General features: G+C 64.5%; 13 protein-coding genes. 11 read left to right on the plus strand and 2 right to left on the minus strand.

What is annotated here, in order from left to right:
- Window positions 1-57: 57 nt before the first annotated feature.
- Entirely contained in the window at window positions 58-1,035 is a 978-nt protein-coding gene (gene aepX / locus BLR41_RS10345) for a phosphoenolpyruvate mutase (RefSeq protein ID WP_342745354.1), read from the minus strand.
- A 314-nt stretch (window positions 1,036-1,349) separates the two neighbouring features.
- Between aepX and BLR41_RS10350 the strand changes: the two genes are divergently transcribed.
- Genes BLR41_RS10350 through BLR41_RS10375 form a run of 6 tightly spaced genes read left to right on the plus strand, consistent with a single transcriptional unit; the run spans window position 1,350 to window position 7,691 of the window.
- Window positions 1,350-2,417, plus strand: coding sequence for a hydroxyacid dehydrogenase (locus BLR41_RS10350; protein ID WP_218120058.1), 1,068 nt, complete (start codon window positions 1,350-1,352; stop codon window positions 2,415-2,417).
- 40 nt (window positions 2,418-2,457) lie between these two features.
- On the plus strand, window positions 2,458-3,498 hold the full coding sequence (locus tag BLR41_RS10355) for a zinc-dependent alcohol dehydrogenase (protein ID WP_092627803.1): 1,041 nt from the start codon (window positions 2,458-2,460) through the stop codon (window positions 3,496-3,498).
- 6 nt (window positions 3,499-3,504) lie between these two features.
- Window positions 3,505-4,605: an N-acetyl-gamma-glutamyl-phosphate reductase gene (argC, locus tag BLR41_RS10360; RefSeq protein ID WP_092627804.1), complete on the plus strand. Its 1,101-nt coding sequence runs from the start codon at window positions 3,505-3,507 to the stop codon at window positions 4,603-4,605.
- The gene (gene pgk, locus BLR41_RS10365; RefSeq protein WP_092627805.1) at window positions 4,605-5,822 is read left to right on the plus strand and encodes a phosphoglycerate kinase; all 1,218 of its coding nucleotides are present in this window, start codon (window positions 4,605-4,607) and stop codon (window positions 5,820-5,822) included. The genes argC and pgk overlap by 1 nt, the downstream gene beginning before the upstream one ends.
- The gene (locus tag BLR41_RS10370) at window positions 5,812-6,933 is read left to right on the plus strand and encodes an iron-containing alcohol dehydrogenase (protein ID WP_092627806.1); all 1,122 of its coding nucleotides are present in this window, start codon (window positions 5,812-5,814) and stop codon (window positions 6,931-6,933) included. Before pgk ends, BLR41_RS10370 begins: the two co-directional genes overlap by 11 nt.
- Window positions 6,930-7,691, plus strand: coding sequence for a phosphocholine cytidylyltransferase family protein (locus tag BLR41_RS10375; protein ID WP_176797933.1), 762 nt, complete (start codon window positions 6,930-6,932; stop codon window positions 7,689-7,691). Before BLR41_RS10370 ends, BLR41_RS10375 begins: the two co-directional genes overlap by 4 nt.
- Window positions 7,692-7,818: 127 nt before the next feature.
- Here the strand turns inward: BLR41_RS10375 and phzG are convergent, their stop codons facing one another.
- Window positions 7,819-8,433: a phenazine biosynthesis FMN-dependent oxidase PhzG gene (phzG, locus tag BLR41_RS10380; protein WP_218120059.1), complete on the minus strand. Its 615-nt coding sequence runs from the start codon at window positions 8,431-8,433 to the stop codon at window positions 7,819-7,821.
- A 395-nt stretch (window positions 8,434-8,828) separates the two neighbouring features.
- Between phzG and BLR41_RS10385 the strand changes: the two genes are divergently transcribed.
- From BLR41_RS10385 to BLR41_RS10405, 5 genes are all read left to right on the plus strand, one after another.
- A complete protein-coding gene (locus BLR41_RS10385) occupies window positions 8,829-10,073 on the plus strand; it encodes an MFS transporter (protein ID WP_092627809.1) in 1,245 nt (414 codons plus the stop codon).
- 46 nt (window positions 10,074-10,119) lie between these two features.
- Complete coding sequence (locus tag BLR41_RS10390; protein WP_092627810.1) at window positions 10,120-11,382, plus strand: ATP-grasp domain-containing protein; 1,263 nt, start codon at window positions 10,120-10,122, stop codon at window positions 11,380-11,382.
- A gap of 1,118 nt (window positions 11,383-12,500) precedes the next feature.
- On the plus strand, window positions 12,501-12,767 hold the full coding sequence (locus BLR41_RS10395; protein WP_092627922.1) for a DUF6480 family protein: 267 nt from the start codon (window positions 12,501-12,503) through the stop codon (window positions 12,765-12,767).
- 1,079 nt (window positions 12,768-13,846) lie between these two features.
- On the plus strand, window positions 13,847-17,062 hold the full coding sequence (locus BLR41_RS10400) for an alpha-L-rhamnosidase (RefSeq protein WP_092627811.1): 3,216 nt from the start codon (window positions 13,847-13,849) through the stop codon (window positions 17,060-17,062).
- Window positions 17,059-20,016, plus strand: a complete 2,958-nt coding sequence (locus BLR41_RS10405; RefSeq protein ID WP_092627812.1) for a glycosyl hydrolase — start codon at window positions 17,059-17,061, stop codon at window positions 20,014-20,016. Before BLR41_RS10400 ends, BLR41_RS10405 begins: the two co-directional genes overlap by 4 nt.
- Window positions 20,017-20,179 lie beyond the last annotated feature (163 nt).

Genomic DNA, 20,179 nt, shown 5'->3' on the forward strand with positions numbered 1-20,179 from the left:
AGTCGGCACACGGGTGCGATCTATCGGAATTGTCGCCTCACTGTGGAGGGGTGGTCGTCAACCGTTCATCGGATGGTCCGTGAAGAAGCGCGATTCGGCGCGTTCGAGTTCGTCGTAGTCGAGTAGGTCGAAGACATTCGACAACGGTGCGAGTGTCTCCAGGTGGCTTACGGACTCGGTATCGCGGATCTCGCGGCAGGTCTGCCGGATCGCGGCGAAAGCAGCACGCATGCTGTGGTTGGCCCAGATCACGGTGGAGATGCCACAACGGCGAAAGATGTCGGTGGGCGTGGTTGCCGCGTAGGTAGTGGGGGCGATTACCAGCGGTAATCGTTCTCCCCATTCTTGGGAGAACTCTACGATCTCGTCGGAGACCTGCTTCTTGGAATGTATGAAAATTGCGTCCGCTCCGGCCAGTCGGTATTGTTCTGCCCGGTCGATCGCTTCGCGCATTCCGACTCCGGCGATCAGGGACTCGGTGCGCGCTATCAGACAGAATTCCGGGTCCTGCTGGGAGTCCTTGCAGGCTCTGATTTTTGCGCAGAACTCTTCGGCAGGAGCCAGCTCGTGTTCGGTTCCGACGAATGAGTTCATTTTCGGAAAAATTTTGTCCTCGAGGCTCACTGCCGCTGCTCCGACTTGTTCGGCCTTGCGGAAGAACCTGCGCGCGGAATTGAAGTTTCCGTGCCCGGAATCGCCGTCGACCACGATCGGAACAGATGTGGCATCGGCCATTAGCTCGACCACCTGGAGGAACTGTGACCAGGAGGCTTCGTTGTTGTCCCGTAGCCCCATGGCTGTGGAAATGGACAGTCCCGAAGCCCAGAGAGCCCTGAATCCCTCGGCCTGCGCGATTCTGGCGGACAGGCCGTCATGGGCTTCCATGGCGAAGCTCAGCTCCGGTGACGCGAGCATCCGGCGGAAACGCCCGGGTCTGCCACTGCCGGCTTCCGGCTGTCGTGCCGACTCCGGAGATTCCGTCCTGGTGGAGATGGACAATACTGTCTCCAGAACATAGTGGTGGTTCAGGAACAAATAAAAGCAAGCAGTGCAAGCACCGGTGCTGCTCCATACTTGCTGGAGCGGGCCGCATCAATATCAGAAATCGAATATTTTCGATATTTTTGTTGATCACCAAATGGCTTTTTTCGACAGTATCCGCGAGCTGTCGTATGGTCAACTGTGATTTATATCACTATTTCGAATGGTCTTTCCGTATTAAGGTCGTGTTAGCCTTTCGTCCACTCAGATCACCTAATAGGGAAGGTTGCTCGCAAAGAATCAGCTCGTCCGAGCACGTCCAGTGCCGAAATGGTGCCTTCCGCTTGAATAGCCAATCCGAGAAAGCAATGAGCCAGATGGAGCAGCGATCACGTCCGAACGACGTGTACTCACAGGACAACGGCGTCTCCGCTGACGGTCGGCTGTCCTTTCCACGGGCGTCCCCTTGCGAACGAACAGCTCCGGGCGACCGTGCGCTGCGGATTCTCGTCGTGGACCCGGTGCACGCCGAGGCGCTGGCCCGTTTGCGCGCGGAACACGAGGTCGTGGTGCGGCTGCAACCTTCCACCGCGGAGCTGTGTTCGTTGATCGAGGACATCGACGTGCTCGTTGCGCGCAGCGGTGTGCTGATCACCGAGGAGGTGCTGGACGCGGGTAATCGTCTCCAATTGATCGTACGCGCGGGTGTGGGCACCGATAACGTCGACTTGGACGCGGCTCGTTCGGCCGGTGTACACGTGTGCAATGTTCCGGGCGCCTCGGCGAATGCCGTGGCGGAACTCGCCATCGGCCTGCTGCTGGCGGTGACGCGCGGGATCGTGCGTGGCGACGGGCAGGTGCGGCAGGGGGTCTGGAACAAATCCGACTTCGAGGGCACCGAACTGCGCGGCAGAACGCTGGGACTGGTGGGGCTGGGGAATATCGGCACCCGCCTGGCCGAGATCGGACGAGGTTTCGGCATGCGGGTCGTCGGAAACGTGTCCAGCCCCGACCCGGTACGCCGTGAGAAGTGGGCCGAGCACGGTGTCGACCTCTTAAGCCTGCCCGACCTCCTCGCAACATCAGACGTGGTGAGCTTGCAAACGCCGTTGACCGAGCTGACGCACGGCTTGATCGGCTACTCGGAGCTGGCCGCGATGAAAAGCTCTGCCGTGCTGATCAACGTTTCGCGCGCCGGGGTGGTCCTCGATGACGAATTGTTCGCCGCGCTTCGCGACGGTCGTATCGCCGGAGCCGGACTGGACGTACTGGCGACCGAGAGCGGCCTCGGTCGGTTCGCCGAACTCGACAACGTCGTGCTCACCCCGCACATCGGGGCGATGACCGAGGACACGCAGCGGCGCATCGGCCAGGCGGTGACCGACGCCGTGTCCGCACACCTGCGTGGTGAACAGGTGGAGAACCGTGTCCACTGAGGCAGCACAACCGCCCGGTAGCGGACCGGGACCCGGATCTATGACAGCTGCTGTCTTGACAGCGGTCGAGACCATGCGAACTCGTACCGTTGCCGTCCCCGCGCCGCGCGCCGACGAGTTGCTCGTCCGGGTGGTCGAAACCGGAATCTGTGGCTCCGACGTGGCCGCTTATCGTGGCCTGCACCCGTACAAACGGCCCCCGGTGGTACTCGGTCACGAGTTGTCGGGCGTGGTCGAAACGGTCGGTGAGAAGGTAACCGGATTCGCTGTCGGCGACCGGGTGTGCTCGGCAGCCTACTCGCCCTGTGGGGCGTGTCAGGAGTGTGCGAGGGGAGCGGTCCACCTGTGTCGCGCTCGTTCGAACCTTTCACACGACGGTTGGCAGGGGTCGTTCGCGCAGTATGTCGTGCTGCGGGCCAACAGCACGTTTCGCCTCGACGACACCATCGGATTCACCTCCGGCGCATTGGTGGAACCCTTGGCCATCGGGTTGCACGCGGCTCGCCTGATAAGGCACGAGATGCCGAGGCTGTTGGTGCTGGGAACAGGAAACATCGGGCTGACCTGTTTGACAGCGGCTCGGCGACTCGGCGCCACCGAGGTGCTGTGCGCAGACATCGGTGCGGACAAAGGCGAGCGTGCGCACGCGCTCGGATCCGACGGTTACATCGACACACGAGAGGGGCCACCTCCGAGTCAACGACGGTTGGCCGACCATCCAGTCGATGTCACGATCGTGGCCACCGGTTACGAGGGGGTACTCGACGACGCCCTTGCCGTTACACGTCCGGGTGGCCAGGTGATCGTCGTCAGCTACTTCGACCATCCGCATGCGTTGAACCTCAACGACTGGGTATCCGCGGAGGTCACGCTGGACTTCTCGGCTCTGGCCACCCCCGAGGACTTCCGGACGGTGCTGGCTTGGCTGGCCTCCGGGCAAATCGATCCCGCTCCGATGGTGACCGATCGCTTTTCCCTGCGTACGGCTTCGGAAGCCTTCGAACTGTTGGAAACCGCGTCGCCGCACGTGGGCAAGATCCTGCTCGAAACCCCCGACTCCACTGCTGGTTTGGAGGATTGACGCATCATGAACGCGAGCGGACTCAATGTCGGTGTGGTCGGTGGGACCGGCTATTCCGGTGGTGAACTGTGCCGCCTGTTGTTGGCTCACCCCGCTGTGGATAAGATCCTTCCCACCTCCCGCGGGGACCAGCCTTTCGAACGCAACCATCGAAATCTGCTGGGCTGTGGGCTGGAGTTCGTAACGCCCGAGCAGTTGTTGGCCGACGTGGGCGATCTCGACGTCGTGTTCTTCTGCACCCCCACCGGGGAAGCGATGAGCGTCGTCGAACGGTATCTCGATCACGGGGTCCGCGTGATCGACCTCTCCGCCGACTTCCGATTCGGCGATCCGGATACTTACCGAGCTGCACACGGCCTGGAACACACCGCACCACATCTGCTGACCGAAGCAGTTTACGGCATCAGCGAATTGAACAGGGAACGAGTCCGTTCGGCGCGCCTCGTGGCCAATCCAGGTTGTTACGTGATCACGGCCGTACTCGGCCTCGCACCGTTGCTCACCTCGGGTATGGCCAGTCTGGACGCTCCGTTGCACGTTTCGGCGATCAACGGAACCACCGGGGCGAGCAGCACCCCTAAGCGGGACGTGATGCACCCACACGTGTTCGGCTCGATTCTGCCTTACAACATGGAGGGTCATCGACATGCACCTGAACTCGAAGACGTACTCGGCGCGTTGACCGAGCGTCGCCTCACGGTTGATCTCAACACGGCCCACGGCGATTTCGCTCGCGGTATCTATGTGCAGGCGAGCGTTCCGTTGCTGAGTTCTGCCCGGCATAAAGTCGATCAGAGCGTGCTGTCGGATCTGTACGAACAGGCCTACGGCGCGGGGCACGACGGCGAACACTTCGTGTTGCTCAACGACTTTCCCAAGAGCGGCAAACTCAATGCCAAGGATTACGACGTCTATCCCAGCGTCGCGGCGGTCCGTGGCTCGAACTTCTGCCATCTCGGTGTTGATTACGACGAGTCCCGCGGCATCGCGAAGGTGATCGCCGTTACCGACAACCTGGTGAAAGGCGCCGCGGGGTCGGCGATCCAGAACATGAACACCATGTTCGAGCTGCCTGAGATCGAAGGACTACGGCACTACGGAGCTTGATGACAACGATCGACACGTCGAGCGCGATCATCGACCGGATCCCTCGACTGGCGGATGCGAACGTGCAACGCGGCCAACGCTGGATCTACTCGGCGGGGTGCAACGTCGACAAGAGGATGTCCGATACGTCCCGGATCGATTGCGAGCTCGACGACCTGCGGAGACTTGCGGATGCCGGAGCTCGTGTCGCCATCCTGAGCCACCAGGGGGAGTTCGATGACGGCAGTGCGCAGCATCTCGATCATCTGGCGGATTACCTGGGCGATCGGTTGGCGCGCCCCGTGCAGTACTTTCCGACGAACGCCACCGACGGCGCTGTGCGGCGAGCTGCCGAGATGAGCGATGGCGAGATCGTCGTATTCGGAAACACCAGGTTTCACGGAGGTGAGCAGTGCGATGCTCCCGAACTGGCGGAAAGATTCGCCCGTCTCGGGGACTACGTCGCCGTCGGTGGGTTTTCCAAGGCGCACCGATCACACGCCTCCAACGTGGGATTGTTACGTCTGCGCCCCGGGTGGGCAACGGACGGCTTGGTCGACGAGGCCGCCGAACTGCGACCGTGGGCCGGTCCCACGTCCGACCGTAGGTCGGTAGCGGTCGTAGGTGGTGTGAAGAAGGAGAAGACCACGATCGGTCTCGATCAGCTCCGCGGTAGCTACGATCTCGTGGTTCCGGGAGGGATCGTACTCAACACGTTACTCGCTGCCGGCGGTGTCGATGTGGCCGAATCCCGGGTGGGAGGCTGGAAAGAACAGGAGGTCGCTCAACGCGTCTTGGCGGGGTCGACACAGCACCTGCACATGCCTTCCCACGTGGTTGTGTCCTCTCACGACGGAGAAGGGTGGCGGTCCCCGAGTGTTGTCCCGGTCGATCGCGGGGTTCCTGCCGGTCACGCCATCGTCGATTTCGTTCCACGTCCCCGGCTGATCGAGGAACTCGAAGAACTACGCCGGACAGGAGGGCGGGCTGTGATCGCAGGACCGCCCGCCCTGTACGCGGAGGGTTTCCGAGAGGCCACCGAAACGATACTGACGGCTTTCGCCGATCCAGCGGTTTCGGCCATGTTGCTCGGTGGTGACACCGTCAAGGACCTCCCGTGGAAGCGGGCCAGCTCCACCGGTGGTGGTTCGGCCCTTCAATTCCTGGCTACCGGAACCTGTGCGGTGTTCGACGCACTGCTGACCACCCCAACGAGGAATCAGACCGATGAAACTTGATCACTTCACCCCCACACGTGTTGTCTTCGGTGCGGGCAGGCTACGAGAAGTCGGCCAACTCACCCGAGAGCACGGAAGCAGAGCTCTGATCGTGTGCGGTCGTCGTGCAGCACGCCAGCACGGAATGCTCCACGTCGTCCGATCCAGTCTCGGTGAAGCGGGTCTTGCGGTCACCGTGTTCGACGAAGTATCACCCGACCCGCGTGCCGACGAGGTCGACCAAGCCGTGGCCGTGGCTCATCGGGAAGGTTGCGATGTGCTGGTCGGCCTGGGAGGTGGAAGCGCGATCGATGCGGCCAAGGCGGCCGCCGTGGGCTTCGTGCACGGGCCGGCGGGAGCGTTGCTGGGTACCACGGTGGCTGCAACAGACGACCTACTCCCGGTTGTGGCCGTACCGACCACGGCAGGCAGTGGAGCCGAGGTCACAAAAGGTGCCATCATTACCGATACCGACCGTGGACTGAAGACGGGCATTCGCGGGGAGGCACTCTTTCCCGCCGCGGCGCTGATCGACCCGGACCTGTTGCGCAGCGTTCCCCATCAGGTGCTCGTCGAGACAGGTTTCGATGCTTTCGCCCATGCTGTCGAAAGCTATCTCGCACGTCGCAGCAATCCGCTCAGCGACTTACTGGCCGAACGCTGTTTGGAGCTCATCTCCGGCAGTCTGCCTCGACTGGTCCGAGGAGAGCGCGACGCTGAACTGCGAGAGACCATGGCGCTGGCGGCACTGTTCGGCGGACTCAACGTCGCCACCGCCAGCACCTGCCTGCCCCACAGGTTGCAGCAGGCGATGGGGGCGATCCCAAAAGCGGCAGTCAGCCACGGACGTGGCCTGGCTCTGGTGTATCCCGCTTGGTTGCGACACGCTTACCCCCATGCGTCGCGGCGCATGGACAACATCGCGGAGCTGTTGGGACGCGGCGGGGAGGGGCCCGACGCGATCGTAGAAATGCTCGACCGAATAGGACTCCGTGCTCGGCTGACGACCGCAGGGGTTTCCGAGGACGATTTACCGATTCTGGTCGGGTCCGTGACGGGAAACACCGACAACGACCCGATCCCGGGTGTTACCGGTGACCTGATCGGTCGGATATACGAGGAGTCACTGTGAACAGGGACGCAGTCGATGCATCGAACAGCGTTCGTGTCATCGTGCTTTCCGCGGGGCTCGGAACACGATTGCGACCGCACACCGATTATGTGCCGAAAGCACTGGTGCCGGTTGACGGCGAACCTATAATCGAGCGCTTGCTCGCCCGTTTGGCTCTTCCCGTCGTGCACGAAGTCGTGTGCGTGACCGGGTACCACGCCGAACTGCTCGAAAAAAAGGTCTCGGCGGTTTCCGAGCGGCCACCTGTACGTTTCGTGTACAACGTCGACTATGCTTCCGCGAACAACATACTGTCCTTGACCGCTGTTCGCGATCTGCTCACCGGCCCCACCGTCATCATCGACGGTGACTTGATCCTCTCCACCGATCTCGTCGAGCGGATCCTGTACAGCGTCGATGACACGTTGGCCGTGGATGTGGGAACGGATAGATCCATGATCGACATGGCGGTGGAGATCCGCGGCGGTCGCGTGTGGCATCTGCAGAAGCAGCTACCCCCCGAACGGATCAGTGGTGAAGTGGTGGGGGTGTCCTACTGGACCGGTGAAGGAATTCACGCGTTGCTGAGAGCCGCCGACGACGTGATCGACCGTGAGGGAACGGAAGGATGGTACATGCACGCTGTCCGAGCCGTTGCCAAACAGCGTCGATTGGAACCGCTCTGGGTGAAACAGGACGACTGGATGGAGATCGACACCGTGGCCGATCTGGAGCGTGCTGAGCGCGAGATAAAAGATTGTCCGCCATGGGCGAGATGATTTCGTCGGCCGAAGCCGGGAGTTGCTTTCGCCGTAAATCCGTTGCTCGGCAGGGCCGAGCCGGCCACCCCGCCGCTTCCTCGCGTCGGGTACGACGAGGAAGCGGCAGCGAAAGCCTTCCAGCGCCTCAGGGTTGCAATCGGCGAGCCCGCCAGCCGTCGCCGGCGCGTTCGTACTGCAATCGTCGGTGCAACCGATCCGGACTGCCGTGCCAGAACTCGATCGTTTCCGGCACAAGCCGAAAACCTCCCCACCAGCTCGGACGTTCAAGTGGTTCGCCGGCATCGGTGAGTCGGGCGACTTGCGCCCGCAGGGACTCGGCGTCCTCCAGCGTTTCGCTCTGTCGTGATACCGCAGTGGTCGCCTGAGCGGCTACGGGGCGTTCGTCGAACAGTGCATCGGAGTCCTCGTCGGTAAGCCGTTCGATTCGTCCGGCGACATTGATCTGTTGCAGAGTCTCCCGCCAGTAGAATGTCGCCGCGGCACGCGGATTCTCTGCGATATGAGCGCCTTTGCGGCTGTTTCCGGAGGTGGAGAAGATGATTCCTCGATCATCGACGTTCTTGGCCAGCACCACCCGTGTCCACGCTTGTCGCTCGGTGTCCGTGGTAGCCAGGACCATCGCCGCGGGTTCCCGTACCTCCTGCTCGGAAGCCGTGGACAACCACGATCGCAGCAGAGCGACCGGGCAGTCCGGCGGCGACTCGAACTCCGGTAGGTGCAGATCCGCGGATCCGGTCAAAGTATTTCGCTGTGCGCCAGCCATGGTGACCTTTCGAACGACATCCGGTCGTGGAGACTCTAGTCGCTGTGCTCGGATGTCACGGGAAAGGGGCAGTAATCCGTTCGTCGTTCCTGGTCGAAGGTGTCTTGGCGTGCCGCTGAGCTCGACGCCCGCATGTCGCGTGGTCTTCCGGCTCCATTTCCGTTCTGCGAATGGTGTCGATCCTCTCAAATTTCCACGGGCCGATGAGGTGGCTGTCGAAGAATGAACGAGTTACCGATTCGTGGTAGAGGTGGCGAGTGCTCCGGTGGAGTGCGTTGCCGAGCGGGAGAAGGAACGTGCTGTACACGTTTCGCGCTCGACTTGCGGACACCGTGCAGTGCCGTCCTCCCGAAAAGAATTGTGCAGGAGTCATGATGGTGACGTCGTCTCAGGGCAAGCGAGCGGCCACTACCACGCGCACCGCGATTTCGCTGCTCGTCTGTGCACGGTTCCTCGGTCTGCTGGCCGATCAGATGTCGACCTTTATGCTACCGGTCGCGATGTATACTCTGACCCGTGACGTAACGTTGTCAGGGATCGCTTTCACTGTGCAGTGGTTGCCAAGGGTCCTCGCGATGCCGGTGCTCGGGGTTTTCGTGGGGCGCTTTCCCGCCCTCCGCCAGTTCGTCCTGACCGACACGACCCGTGCCGCGGTTCTGCTGATAGTGGCCGCTTTCCCCGAGCCCGGCGTGCTGTTGGCGACCTCGGGTTTGCTGACTCTGCTCAATGGCCATGCCAAGATCACAACCGAGAGCGTGTTCGCGAACCGTGTCGCCTCGGATCTTCTTTCTGATGCGCAGAGCAAACTCCAGGGCGCCCAGCAACTCGCGATGACAACCGGACCGGCTCTCGGCGGAGTTCTGCTGGCGACACCGGGACTGTCCGGCGGGGTCGTGGTCGTCGCGGCAGTGTTCGTCCTCGGAGCGACGATCACGCCTGTGCTCGCGCGAGGCATTGTGCTCGATCGACGTGTCGATGACGAGCAGCCCGCCGGACCGCTGGGTCAACTGAGGACGGGAGCTGTGGCGACGGTACGAAACCGTCCGCTGATGCAGCTGATGCTGCTGACCATACTGGTGAATTTGATCGGCGGGTTGGCTTTGGCGGGTCTTCCGATGATCATGGTCGGCAACTTCGGCACGGACAGCTCGGCGGTAGGACTGGTGGCGGGTGCCGGAAGTACAGCCAGTTTGGCGACAGTGGTGATCGTCAATCCGCTGACCCGTCGAATGGAGATCGGCAGGATCGTCGCGATTGCCTTTGCCCTACTGGCTTTTAGCGCTCCGGGCATGGCCTGGGCGCCGTCGGAGATCAGTTTCGGAATCATGTACGGCATTTGGTCGGCCGGGATCACCGTCTTCACCATATGGATGCGTACTCGGCGATTGCAGCTGATCACGGATACACAGGTCGGCACCACCCTGGGGTTTTTCATCGCGGCGATCTTGGTGGCCACTCCGATCTCGGGAGGTGTGCTTTCCGCGGTCGGCGATCGAATCGACGTGCAACGACTTCTGCTGGTGGTTACCTGCGTTGTCGCAGGATTGATCGCGCCGTTGGCGTGGGCCTGGTGGCGTGGCGTCCGTCGGCCTGGTGACAGTGTCCCCCATACGTGACCGCCCACGTCGAAATCGACGTCGACTCGAAACGGAGGGCAGGAAAATGACCCGGGAAATGGTGGTAGTCGGGTGCGGTGTGATGGCCGAGCCGTATCTGGCCGCGGCCGATGAGCTCGGTCTACGGATCGGTGTGGTGGAGACGGAGTCCCGTTTGGAAGTACTACGGGAGTCACATCCGTGCGTAGCTGACGGCGAATCGGTGCCCGCGGTGTTGGCCGCCCAGGACGAAGCATGGATGGCGCCGACCCATCGGCTGGTCGGCCGTATGGCCACGGACGGTGTGATCGCTTTCACCGAGCCTCACGTCCTCGCCACCGCTGTGGTTCAGCACCGAAACGGGTTGCCGGGACCCGGGCTGGACGCGGCGGTCGTGTCCCGGAACAAGGCATTGCAGCGGTTCGAATTCGATCGGGCAGGACTGGGGCAACCACGGTTCCGGTATGCCACCGCCTTGAACGAGGTTTCGGATTGGGTGGCGGACAACCTTCCTGTGGTGGTGAAGCCGCTTTCGATGTACGGCAGTACGGGTGTCGAGCGAATCGACGATTGGACGGGCTGGCAGGAGGCAGTACAACGGAGGGGAAACGAAGCGGAACTACTGGTCGAGGAGTGTGTCGAAGCACCGGAATACAGCTGGGAAGCGCTTGTCCGGGAAGGTGAAGTGTTACTCAGCAACCTCACCAGAAAAGAGACCACGGGTCCACCGTATTACGTGGAGACGCTGCACGAGGTGGCTCACGGGGAAGTCAACCCTGCTTTACAGGTCTCCGCCGACCAGTTGGGGCGGGAAGTGCTGGCGGTGTTGGGGATGCGAACAGGGCTCTGCTGTCTGGAGTTTCGTGCGCGTACCTCGACCGACTTGGTCATCATGGAGGTCATGGTTCGGATGCCGGGCGATCATCTTACCGAGGTATTCTCCCGAGCCGCCGGTATCGATCTGTTCAAGACACACATCCAGCTCGCGTTGGGCGACGAGCCCGACCTGCGGTCATGCTCGTACTTTTCCGACAGCACCGCCTACCGTCCGGTTAAACAGGCCGCCAGCCTCTTCCTGGTCGCTGAGCACTCCGGCAGATTTCGCTCCGAATGCCTGGAAAAACTGGCCGATGTTCCCGGAGTCGTGCGTAACGGGATCAGAATGCACGACGGTGCACAGGTCCAAGCTGCTACATCCTCAGCCGACCGACTCGGATACGCGATACTGGAGACTTCCGACCGTACCGAATTGCGGACCTCTATCGAGCTGGCTCGCGTCAAATCCGCGTCTTCCGTCGAATCGGTGACCGACCCCACCCGTGACCCATGACAGGTCTTTGGGCTCTTCGCAGTGATGAGCGGGTGGCGTGAGCGATGAAGAGCCCTCTGCCGAAGCAGGTTCCGAGGGTACCGCAACGCGGCTGCTTGGTGCCGGCGGCGGGTACCGCCCCGGGAAAGCTCGGAGCCAACAGGCCGGGGCCAACGCCGAGCCGCAAGACGACGGATCGGGGGCGCTCTGCCACATTTCACGAACGGGATTCGACTTGCGGATTTCTCACCGCACCTCGGTGTTACCGTTCTGATGCCGTCTAGGCCCTCGGCGGCCGGCCCGGGTCAGGTTCGCGGCTGAGACGTTCGCCCGTGCCGACATCCAGCACCACGAAGGCACCGCTCAACCCGGCAGCCACGTTACACAGGACCTGGTCCTGTTCGTACCCGTATCAGTGCTCGTGCGGTGTCCGTGGGCCCGATGACACCCCCGGACCATGCGTGCCAGGGGACAAGTCCTGCCGAGCCCACAGGCCGGGAGCCCCGTTGCGGGGACAACCAAAAGGTAATGCGGGGGGCAGACGCGAAACTCTGTTCGCGCTTTAGTGGTGCCGGGAATCCCTGGTATGCGGAAGACCACTTGTCGTGACCTCGCCCGAAGAAGGGGGCAGGCCTGAGTTCACCTCCTCAGCTCTACGAACGAAGGTGGCCGAGAGGCCGGTCGGTCGCGGAGTAGGCACCCCGACGGTGATTCCCGGCGTCTGCTGGATGTAATTGGAAATGATAATCTTTATACTTCAGTCGTGGGGCGTCGGCCTGCGCGCCCCGGGACGAGTTGCTGCCCCTTCACCACGCGTAGTGCCGCTCTGCTCGCCGGCCATCGGCACAGGGGCGAAAACGGTCGAGCCCCGACCGCGCTCCCGAAGGAGCGATCAGTGGAGACGAGCGTGGAGATCGAGTCACCGGCTCGATCAGGACCGATGCGTCGTGATCGAGCCGGTAGTTCCGGAGTTGTCCGAGGTCGGCCACGTGGTCGCTGCTTCTCTCTTGCTCACCCTGTCCCGAACCAGGGATGCACGCTGCTCGGTGAGCCCTCATCCTGGAACTCGAAGAGCACGAGCATCACGTTCGGCGGAACTGCCCGTGGTGTGGTGGTGCATTCTCGGGAAGAAGGAACCGATGACCTCGTCCACGCCTGACGAGCCGAATCGCGGTCGTGAGCCGGATTCGACTCCCGGTCCCGACCCGGACTCCACTCCCGCCCTCGACTCCGGTGGCGGGGTACTTCCGGGAGACACACCTCCGGCGGAGGGAGGGCTTTCGGGTTTGTCGCACCAGGAAAAGGGACCGACTCGTTGGGCGCCTGTGGTGACTCTCGTCGCCATCGCCGTCGTGGTGCTGTCGGTCGCGGGTTTCGTGGTCGGGCATCTGTTTGGGCTGTTCTGAGCACGCCCGGCCGATTCCACCTCCCGACCGGCGACCATGCCGACGAGGACCATGGTCAGTCACTGTGGCGAGATGCCTGGTCGAGGACTTGATGGGGGAGTAATCGAACCGCGTGCGTGAGCAGGCGCGGCACTTTCCGTGGCGAGCACTCGAAGGATCGCCTGCTCCACCGAACCGGCGCGCAGTAGGACTGGGTGGCCAGGGAGCACGGGTTACGAGCTCAAGTCAAGGGGATCACACCTTGCTCGAACGGCCGTTGCCGCTGTCGGTGCGCGTGGTCGTCAGGACGCTCAGTAATGAAACGTCATAACGCTTGGATAGTGCTCATCCTGGTCCGATGTGGATCGAGAGTGGCTGCTTGCCAGGCGTTACGAGATTTTGTCGAACTGATGTCTTGCTTAGGTGGGTGATCGCTGCCATAGTCCGTGAAACGTTTCATAAAGGGAGGAACCGATGGCAGTACCTGTGGTAGCCGAAGCGGCTCTCGAACTCCGTGGCGTCTCCAGGTGCTTCGGGAGGGGATGTCGTGGTGCCCGGGTTCGGCGCGCGTCGAGCCCGGCTCGTTTGCCGAGAAGCGCCTTCACGGAGCGTCGACAGTGCTGAGAAGCGGCTCGGCGCTTGTTCGGCAATTCGCCGTTGGCCGCACGGATGCGGAAAAAGCATCGGTTCAGGTCTTTTCAATTATTCGATGACCTGATGAACGGAAGGGTGTGCGGTCTCGTATCCGCAGGTGTGCCCTCGGCGGCAGAACGCTCTGCTTTTAATTCCTGTGTCGCGTAGAAGGTCGTGTGGGTGTGCGCGCTTGAGCAGGACGTAGCTTTCCGTCGAAACGGCCTTTGAGGTTCAGTGGTAACTCACTGCTCGGGTGATTCTGCTGGTTTCTGTTTTCCGTGGAAACCCTGCTCAGCTGTTCTGCATGCGACCTTCGCGGTGTCCGCGGTCCTCCGGATTATTCGAGGTGGTGGCGATGTGGGTTGTATTTGAACGTTTCAGTTCGATTGCTCGGGTCGGGATTCGTGACGGCGGCGGGTTTCCGGCCCGATTGGTAAGACGTGACGAGCGAGAAGGAAAACGTGCTCATGGCTGAGATGTCATCGGGGGCGGACGGTGTGTCCCGCAGGAAATTCCTCCAGGCCACGGCCGCGAGTGCCGCGGGCCTGGCCAGCAGCGGCACGACGGTTGCTCTCGGGGCCGAAGCCGCGGCGGCCACTGCCGTAGGCGGGGAAACGCTCGGCGGCTTGTCGGTCGCGGGACGGTTCGACCAGCCGCTGGGTGTGGACAACCGCACCCCGCTGCTTGGCTGGCGTCTGGGGCGGGGAACCCAGCACGCTTACCGGATTCGCGCTGCCAGCAGCGCGGAGAAGCTCGCCACACCGGACTTGTGGGACACCGGATGGGTGCGATCCGGCACCTCGACCGGAGTGCCCTACGCCGGTGAGCCCCTCGGCTCGCGGCAGCCGGTCGTCTGGCAGGTGCGGGTCACCGACGCCCACGGCACGGTCTCGGAGTGGAGCGCTCCGTCGCGGTGGGAGCTCGGACTGCTGGACCGGTCCGACTGGTCGCCCGCCGTGTGGATCGAGCATCCCGACCGCGACAACACCGCTCCATTACCGGTCTTCGCCCGTGGTTTCACGGTCGACGACGGCAGGACCGTGACCCGGGCACGGCTCTACCTGGCAGGCCTCGGTGCCTATGACGCCACGCTGAACGGCAGGCGAGTCACCGACGCGGTCCACCTGCCCGGCGACTCCAACCCGCAGCAGTCGGTCGAGGTGGGAACCTACGACGTCACCGAGCTGCTGGAAAGCGGCCCGAACGTCCTCGGAGTCCAGCTCGGCAACGGCATCTTCAACGCCGTCGAGGTCACCAATCCGGCCGTGGGGCGAACCGAGGCCTACGACAAGTTCACCAGTGAGATCGTGCAGCCGACGACGCTGGCCGCGGCGACCGGGACTGGCGATACGAGCATCAGGGTGGCCGATGTCGACGGTTTCGACGTCGGGGCCACGGTGGACATCGACACCGGCGACAGCGGCACCCGGCTGGAAAGCCGCGTCATCACAGCGGTGGGCACCGTCGGTGCGGACGGCAGCGGCATCGGCTTCAGCGAGCCCCTCGCCCACGGGCACGACAAGGGTGCCACCGTCAACCACTCCGGCACCGCCAACGAGGCCCGCACCGCCATCAGCCCGCGACTGCTGGCGCGCCTGGAAGTCGGCTACGCGGACGGATCCACCGACACGATCGTCACCGACCGGCAGTGGCGCACCGCGCTCGGCCCGTCGGTCACCGACAACTGGTACGCGGGCACCGACTACGACGCGCGCCGCGAACAGCCCGGTTGGGACCGGCCGGGGGCCGACCTGTCGGCCGCGGCCACGCGCGGGAACGGTGAACCGACCGGCTGGATCGACGCGGGCATCGCCCCGCCGCCCAACCTGGCGACCGACCTCGCCTGGCGGCAGGGCAATCCGGTCAGGATCGTCGACACCGTCGCTCCGGTGGCCGTCACCGAGCCGAAACCCGGAACCTGGGTGTTCGACTTCGGACAGAACTTCTCCGCGCTGTTCGACCTCCGCGTCGACCCCTCGGTGCCCGCGGGAACCGTGCTCAAGATGCAGCCCGCCGAGTCGCTGCACGGCGACGGCACCGTCGACGCGTCCAGCATGGGCAGTGACGAGCACATCTACGACACCTACACCACCGCCGGTGCAGCGCGGGGTGAGCGGTGGCGCCCGCAGTTCGTGTACCACGGCTTCCAGTACGTCCAGCTCACCGGACTTCCCTCGGGCCACCGGGCGACGAAGGGGATGCTGACCGCGCTGCCGATCCGCGCGTCGATGGACGTCTCCGGCGACGTGTCCACCTCCAGCGACATGGTCAACCGGATCCACCGGATGAGCACCCACTCGATCGCCAGCAACACGCAGTCGATCTTCACCGACTGTCCCAACCGGGAGAAACTGGGCTGGCTGGCCGACGTGCTGCACTCGATCCAGGCCATCCACCGCAACTTCGAGATGTCGGCCTATCTGCCGCACATGCAGCGGGTGATGCGCGAAGCCCAGCTCGCCTCGGGGCCCGACGCTGGGATGGTTCCCGCACACGCCCCGGAATTCCCGGTGTTCGGCGGTGGGTACCGCGACGACATCAACTGGGGCAGTTCGGTGATCGTCCTGCCGTGGTGGCTGTGGCAGCACCACGGGGACACCGCCACGATGGCCGAGTACTACCCGGACATGGTCGGCTACCACGATTTCGTCCGCACGGTGCAGGCCGGTGCGGACGGCGGTACGAACCTGGTCCGTGGCGGACTCGGTGACTGGGTGGCCGCGGACGACCGCACTCCGAAGCTGCTGACCGGCACCTACGCCTACTACCGGATGACCCACAAGCTGGCGCGGATGGCCGACGCGCTCGGCAGGAGCGCCGACGCCCGGCGCTACAGCGACCTCGCCGCCGACATCAGGGACGAGTTCAACGCCCGCTTCTTCAACGAAAAGCTCCGCGCTTACACCAACGAGGGCAACGACGGCACGGTCGGCACCCAGGCCGACGACGCGCTGGCGCTGGACGCGGGGCTGGTCCCGGACGGGCAGGAAAAGCACGTCCTGGACGACCTGGTGCGGCGGATCCACGCCTACCACCCGTCCGGTGGTGGGCCACACCTCAGCGGTGGAACGATCTCGCTCGGCCCCACCTTCCGCGCGCTGACCGAGGGCGGGCGCGCCGACGTCGTCTGGGACGTGCTGCACGAGACCACCAGGCCGAGCTACGGGGCTTTCCTGCGGCCCAGCGAGATGAACCCCCACGGCATGACCACCGTTCCGGAGCACTGGCACGCCCCGGAGAACAGTTCGTCGCTGAACCACATGATCCTGCTGCAGATCGATGAGTGGTTCAGCACGGGGTTGGCCGGTATCCAGCGTGCCCCCGACTCTGTCGCCTACGGGAAGGCGGTGGTCAAGCCTCGACTCGTCGGCACCGACGAGCATCCGCTCACCCACGTCGACGGTTACTACGACGGTCCGCGTGGCCGGATCAGCAGCTCCTGGCGCCTGAAAGGCCAGGGTAGTCGGGATTTCGAGTTCGACGTCACCATCCCGGCCAACTCGGTCGGTGAGATCCACGTTCCCACGATTCGTCCGCAGGCGGTGTGGCTCAACGGTCGTCACGTCCGCGCTTCGAAGGAAGTGAAGTTCGAGTCCTATACGGACGGCTGTGCCGTCTACTCGGTCGGGCCGGGTAACTACAGCTTCAGCTCACAACTGCACCAGGGTGGAGGTCCCCGATGAACGAGGTATCCAGAAGAACCATTCTCGCGGCGACGGCCGGGGCGGGCGTCGCGGCCGCCCTGCCGTGGAGCCTTCCGGGAGGCGGTAAGGCGGCGGCGCAGGGGTCCCACGCGGGTTCCTTCGCCGAGGCGTTCGCCATCCCGCCCCGTTCAGTGCAGGGCAGGTTCCGCTGGTGGTGGCCGCACGGCCTGGTCGACCCGACGGAGATCGCGCGGGAGGTCGACCAGATCGCCGACGCCGGATTCGGCGGTGTCGAGATCGCGGACGTGCACCACAGCGTCGAGGAGCCGTTGGACCCGGCCGAGCACGGTTGGGGAACCCGACCGTGGGTCGCGGCGGTGGAAGCGGCGCTGGGCAGGGCGGCCGAGCGCGGCGTGACCGTCGACATCACGATCGGACCGTCGTGGCCCGCGGCACTGCCTACCGTGACTCCGCAGAGCACGGCAGCCGTGAGCGAGTTGGCGCACGGGCTCGTGAAGGTCGACGGCGGCAGCTACGACGGCGAGATTCCCGGCCCGGCGGTCGAACCCGCCTCCGGTGTCACCGAACGCAGGCTGCACACGGTGCAGGCAGCCCGGCTCGCCGACGGCGCCGCGTTGGAAAAGCCGTACCGGTTGGACCCGGCGAGCGTCACCGACCTCATGGACTCCGTGCGCGACGGGCGTCTCGGGTTCACCGCCCCGGACGACGGTACCTGGCTGATCATCGCCACCTGGCTGCGCGGCTCGGGGCAGCGCCCGGAAGCCGGCCCGCACACCGAGCCGGCCTCCTACGTCGTCGACCACTTCAGCGCGGCTGGCACACAGGCCGTGATCGATTTCTGGGAAGGGGAGATCCTCAACCCGCGGCTCCGGGAACTGATCCGGCGCACCGGCGGAGCGATGTTCGAGGACTCCATCGAGCTGGAAACCGAAGCGACGCTGTGGACACCGGCGATGTTCGACGAGTTCCGGCGGCGCAAGGGATACGACCTGTTGCCGTACCTGCCGGTCGTGCTGCGGATGCACGAGGACGGCGTGTTCTCCTACGACGGCGTGACCGACCGTCGGGTGTCCGACGATCTCAACGACGTCCGCTCCGAGCTCTACATCGAGCACCACCTGCGCCCGCTGCAGGAGTGGTTGCACGGGCTCGGGCTCGGATTGCGCATCCAGCCGTACGGTCTGGAGACCGACGCGTTGGCGAGCTCCGCCGTCGTGGACACGCCCGAAGGCGAGTCGCTGGGGTTCAACAACCTCGACGACTTCCGCTCGCTGGCAGGTGGCCGCGACATGGGCGGCAACGAGCGGCTCTCCAGCGAGGCCGCCGCCGTGTACGGCGGCTCGTACAACACCACGTGGGACCACGTCGTGCGCACGGTCTCCCGCGAATACGCCGCGGGCGTCAACCAGGCGGTGCTGCACGGGTTCTCCTACGCCAACGCGCCGGGAGCCCGCTGGCCCGGATTCGCCGCGTTCACCCCCTACGACGGCGGTGTCGGTTACAGCGAGTCGTGGGGACCGAGGCACCCGATCTGGCGACACGCTCCCGACATCGCGGGGTTCATGGCACGTTCGCAGTTCGTGCTGCAGACCGGGACGTCGCGGGTCGACGTGGCCTTCCTCCGCCAGAAGGGCTATGCGGGCACCGGCTTCGGCGCGGCGTGGTTCACCCCCGAGGGCATCCCGCTGGGCTGGACGCACCAGTTCCTCAGCCCGCGCCTGCTCGAACTTCCGTCGGCGCGAGTGGCGGACGGCAGGCTGGCCTCGGACGGCCCCGGCTACAAGATGCTCGTGTTCGAGGGCGACGCCTTCAACGGGAAGGTGGAGACGATGCCGCTGGCCACGGCGCGGCGGTTGCTCGAGTTCGCCCGTGACGGCCTGCCGATCCTCGCGGTCGGTGGTTGGGACGCACCCACGGTGCCGGGTGTTCCCGAACCAGGTGAGAACGAGGAGCTCACCGAGGTCATGGCGCGGTTGCTCGCCCAGCCCTCGGTGCACCGCGTCGACAGCCGTGCGGGGATCGCGGACGGGGTGGCGGCGCTGGGCCTGCGGCCGGACGTGCGCTACGCCGAGTCGTCACCGCTGCTGCACGCCCGACGCCACGAGGACGACGCCGAGTACTACTACTTCGTCAACGGCTCCGACGACGAGGTGGTCGATCACGACGTCACTTTCGCCACCACCGTGTGGCCGGTGATCCCGTATCGCCTCGATCTGTGGACCGGCGGCGTCGAGCGGGCCGTGGTCCACGAGGCCGAACGCGGCGCCGTCCGGTTGCGGGTTCGTCTCGACCCAGGAGCCGCCACCGTGATCGTGCTGGCCCGACCGAACTGGCTCGGTGACGGTGTCGCGGCGGGACGCGGCGTGCGGTCCACCGAGGCGGACGCGGTGAAGGAGATCGAGGAACGGGTGGTGGTGCGCGCCGCGTCGAGCGGGACGTACCGCTCGACGTTGGCGAACGCCCGGACCGTTTCGACGCGGATCGACTCGGTGCCGGACGAGCTCCCACTCACGGACTGGAAGTTGACGCTCGAGGACTGGCGTCCCGGAGCCTCGCCCACCGAGACGGACGTTCGCGGCCACGAGAGGGAACTCGACTCCCCGGTGCCGTGGACGGAACTGCCCGGCTTGGCGGACGTGTCCGGGGTGGGGCGGTATTCGGCCACGGTCCACCTCGGACCCGCCTGGACGGGTGGACACGGCGCGTACCTGCATCTCGGGGAGGTCTCAGACACGTTCCGCGTCTCGGTGAACGGAAAGGCGCTGCCGCCCGCCGACCAGCAGACCGCGGTCGTCGATGTGGGCGGTTTCCTGCGGGAGGGGCGCAACACGATCGAGATCGAGATGGCGTCGACACTGCTCAACCGGATGCGCGTCTTCCGCCCGGATGTGTACGGGGCGGTCGACCGTTCCCGTTACGGCCTCGCCGGTCCCGTTCGCCTCGTCCCGTACGGCCAGGCCCGGCTGATGTAGGCCCGCCTGATGTAGCAGGTGTGCCCGCCGGGCGCGCGACGCGGCGTGCGCCCGGCGGAGCTTCGGAGCTCGGTGGGGAGGCGAAGCTGGTTGTCGTGCGCTCCTCGGGAGAGACGTACGGATCGTGCGCCTCCACGGGGTACGAATTCCGTTCAGAAAGTGT

The organism is Actinopolyspora mzabensis (assembly GCF_900101095.1).
In the GTDB taxonomy this organism is placed as follows: domain Bacteria; phylum Actinomycetota; class Actinomycetes; order Mycobacteriales; family Pseudonocardiaceae; genus Actinopolyspora; species Actinopolyspora mzabensis.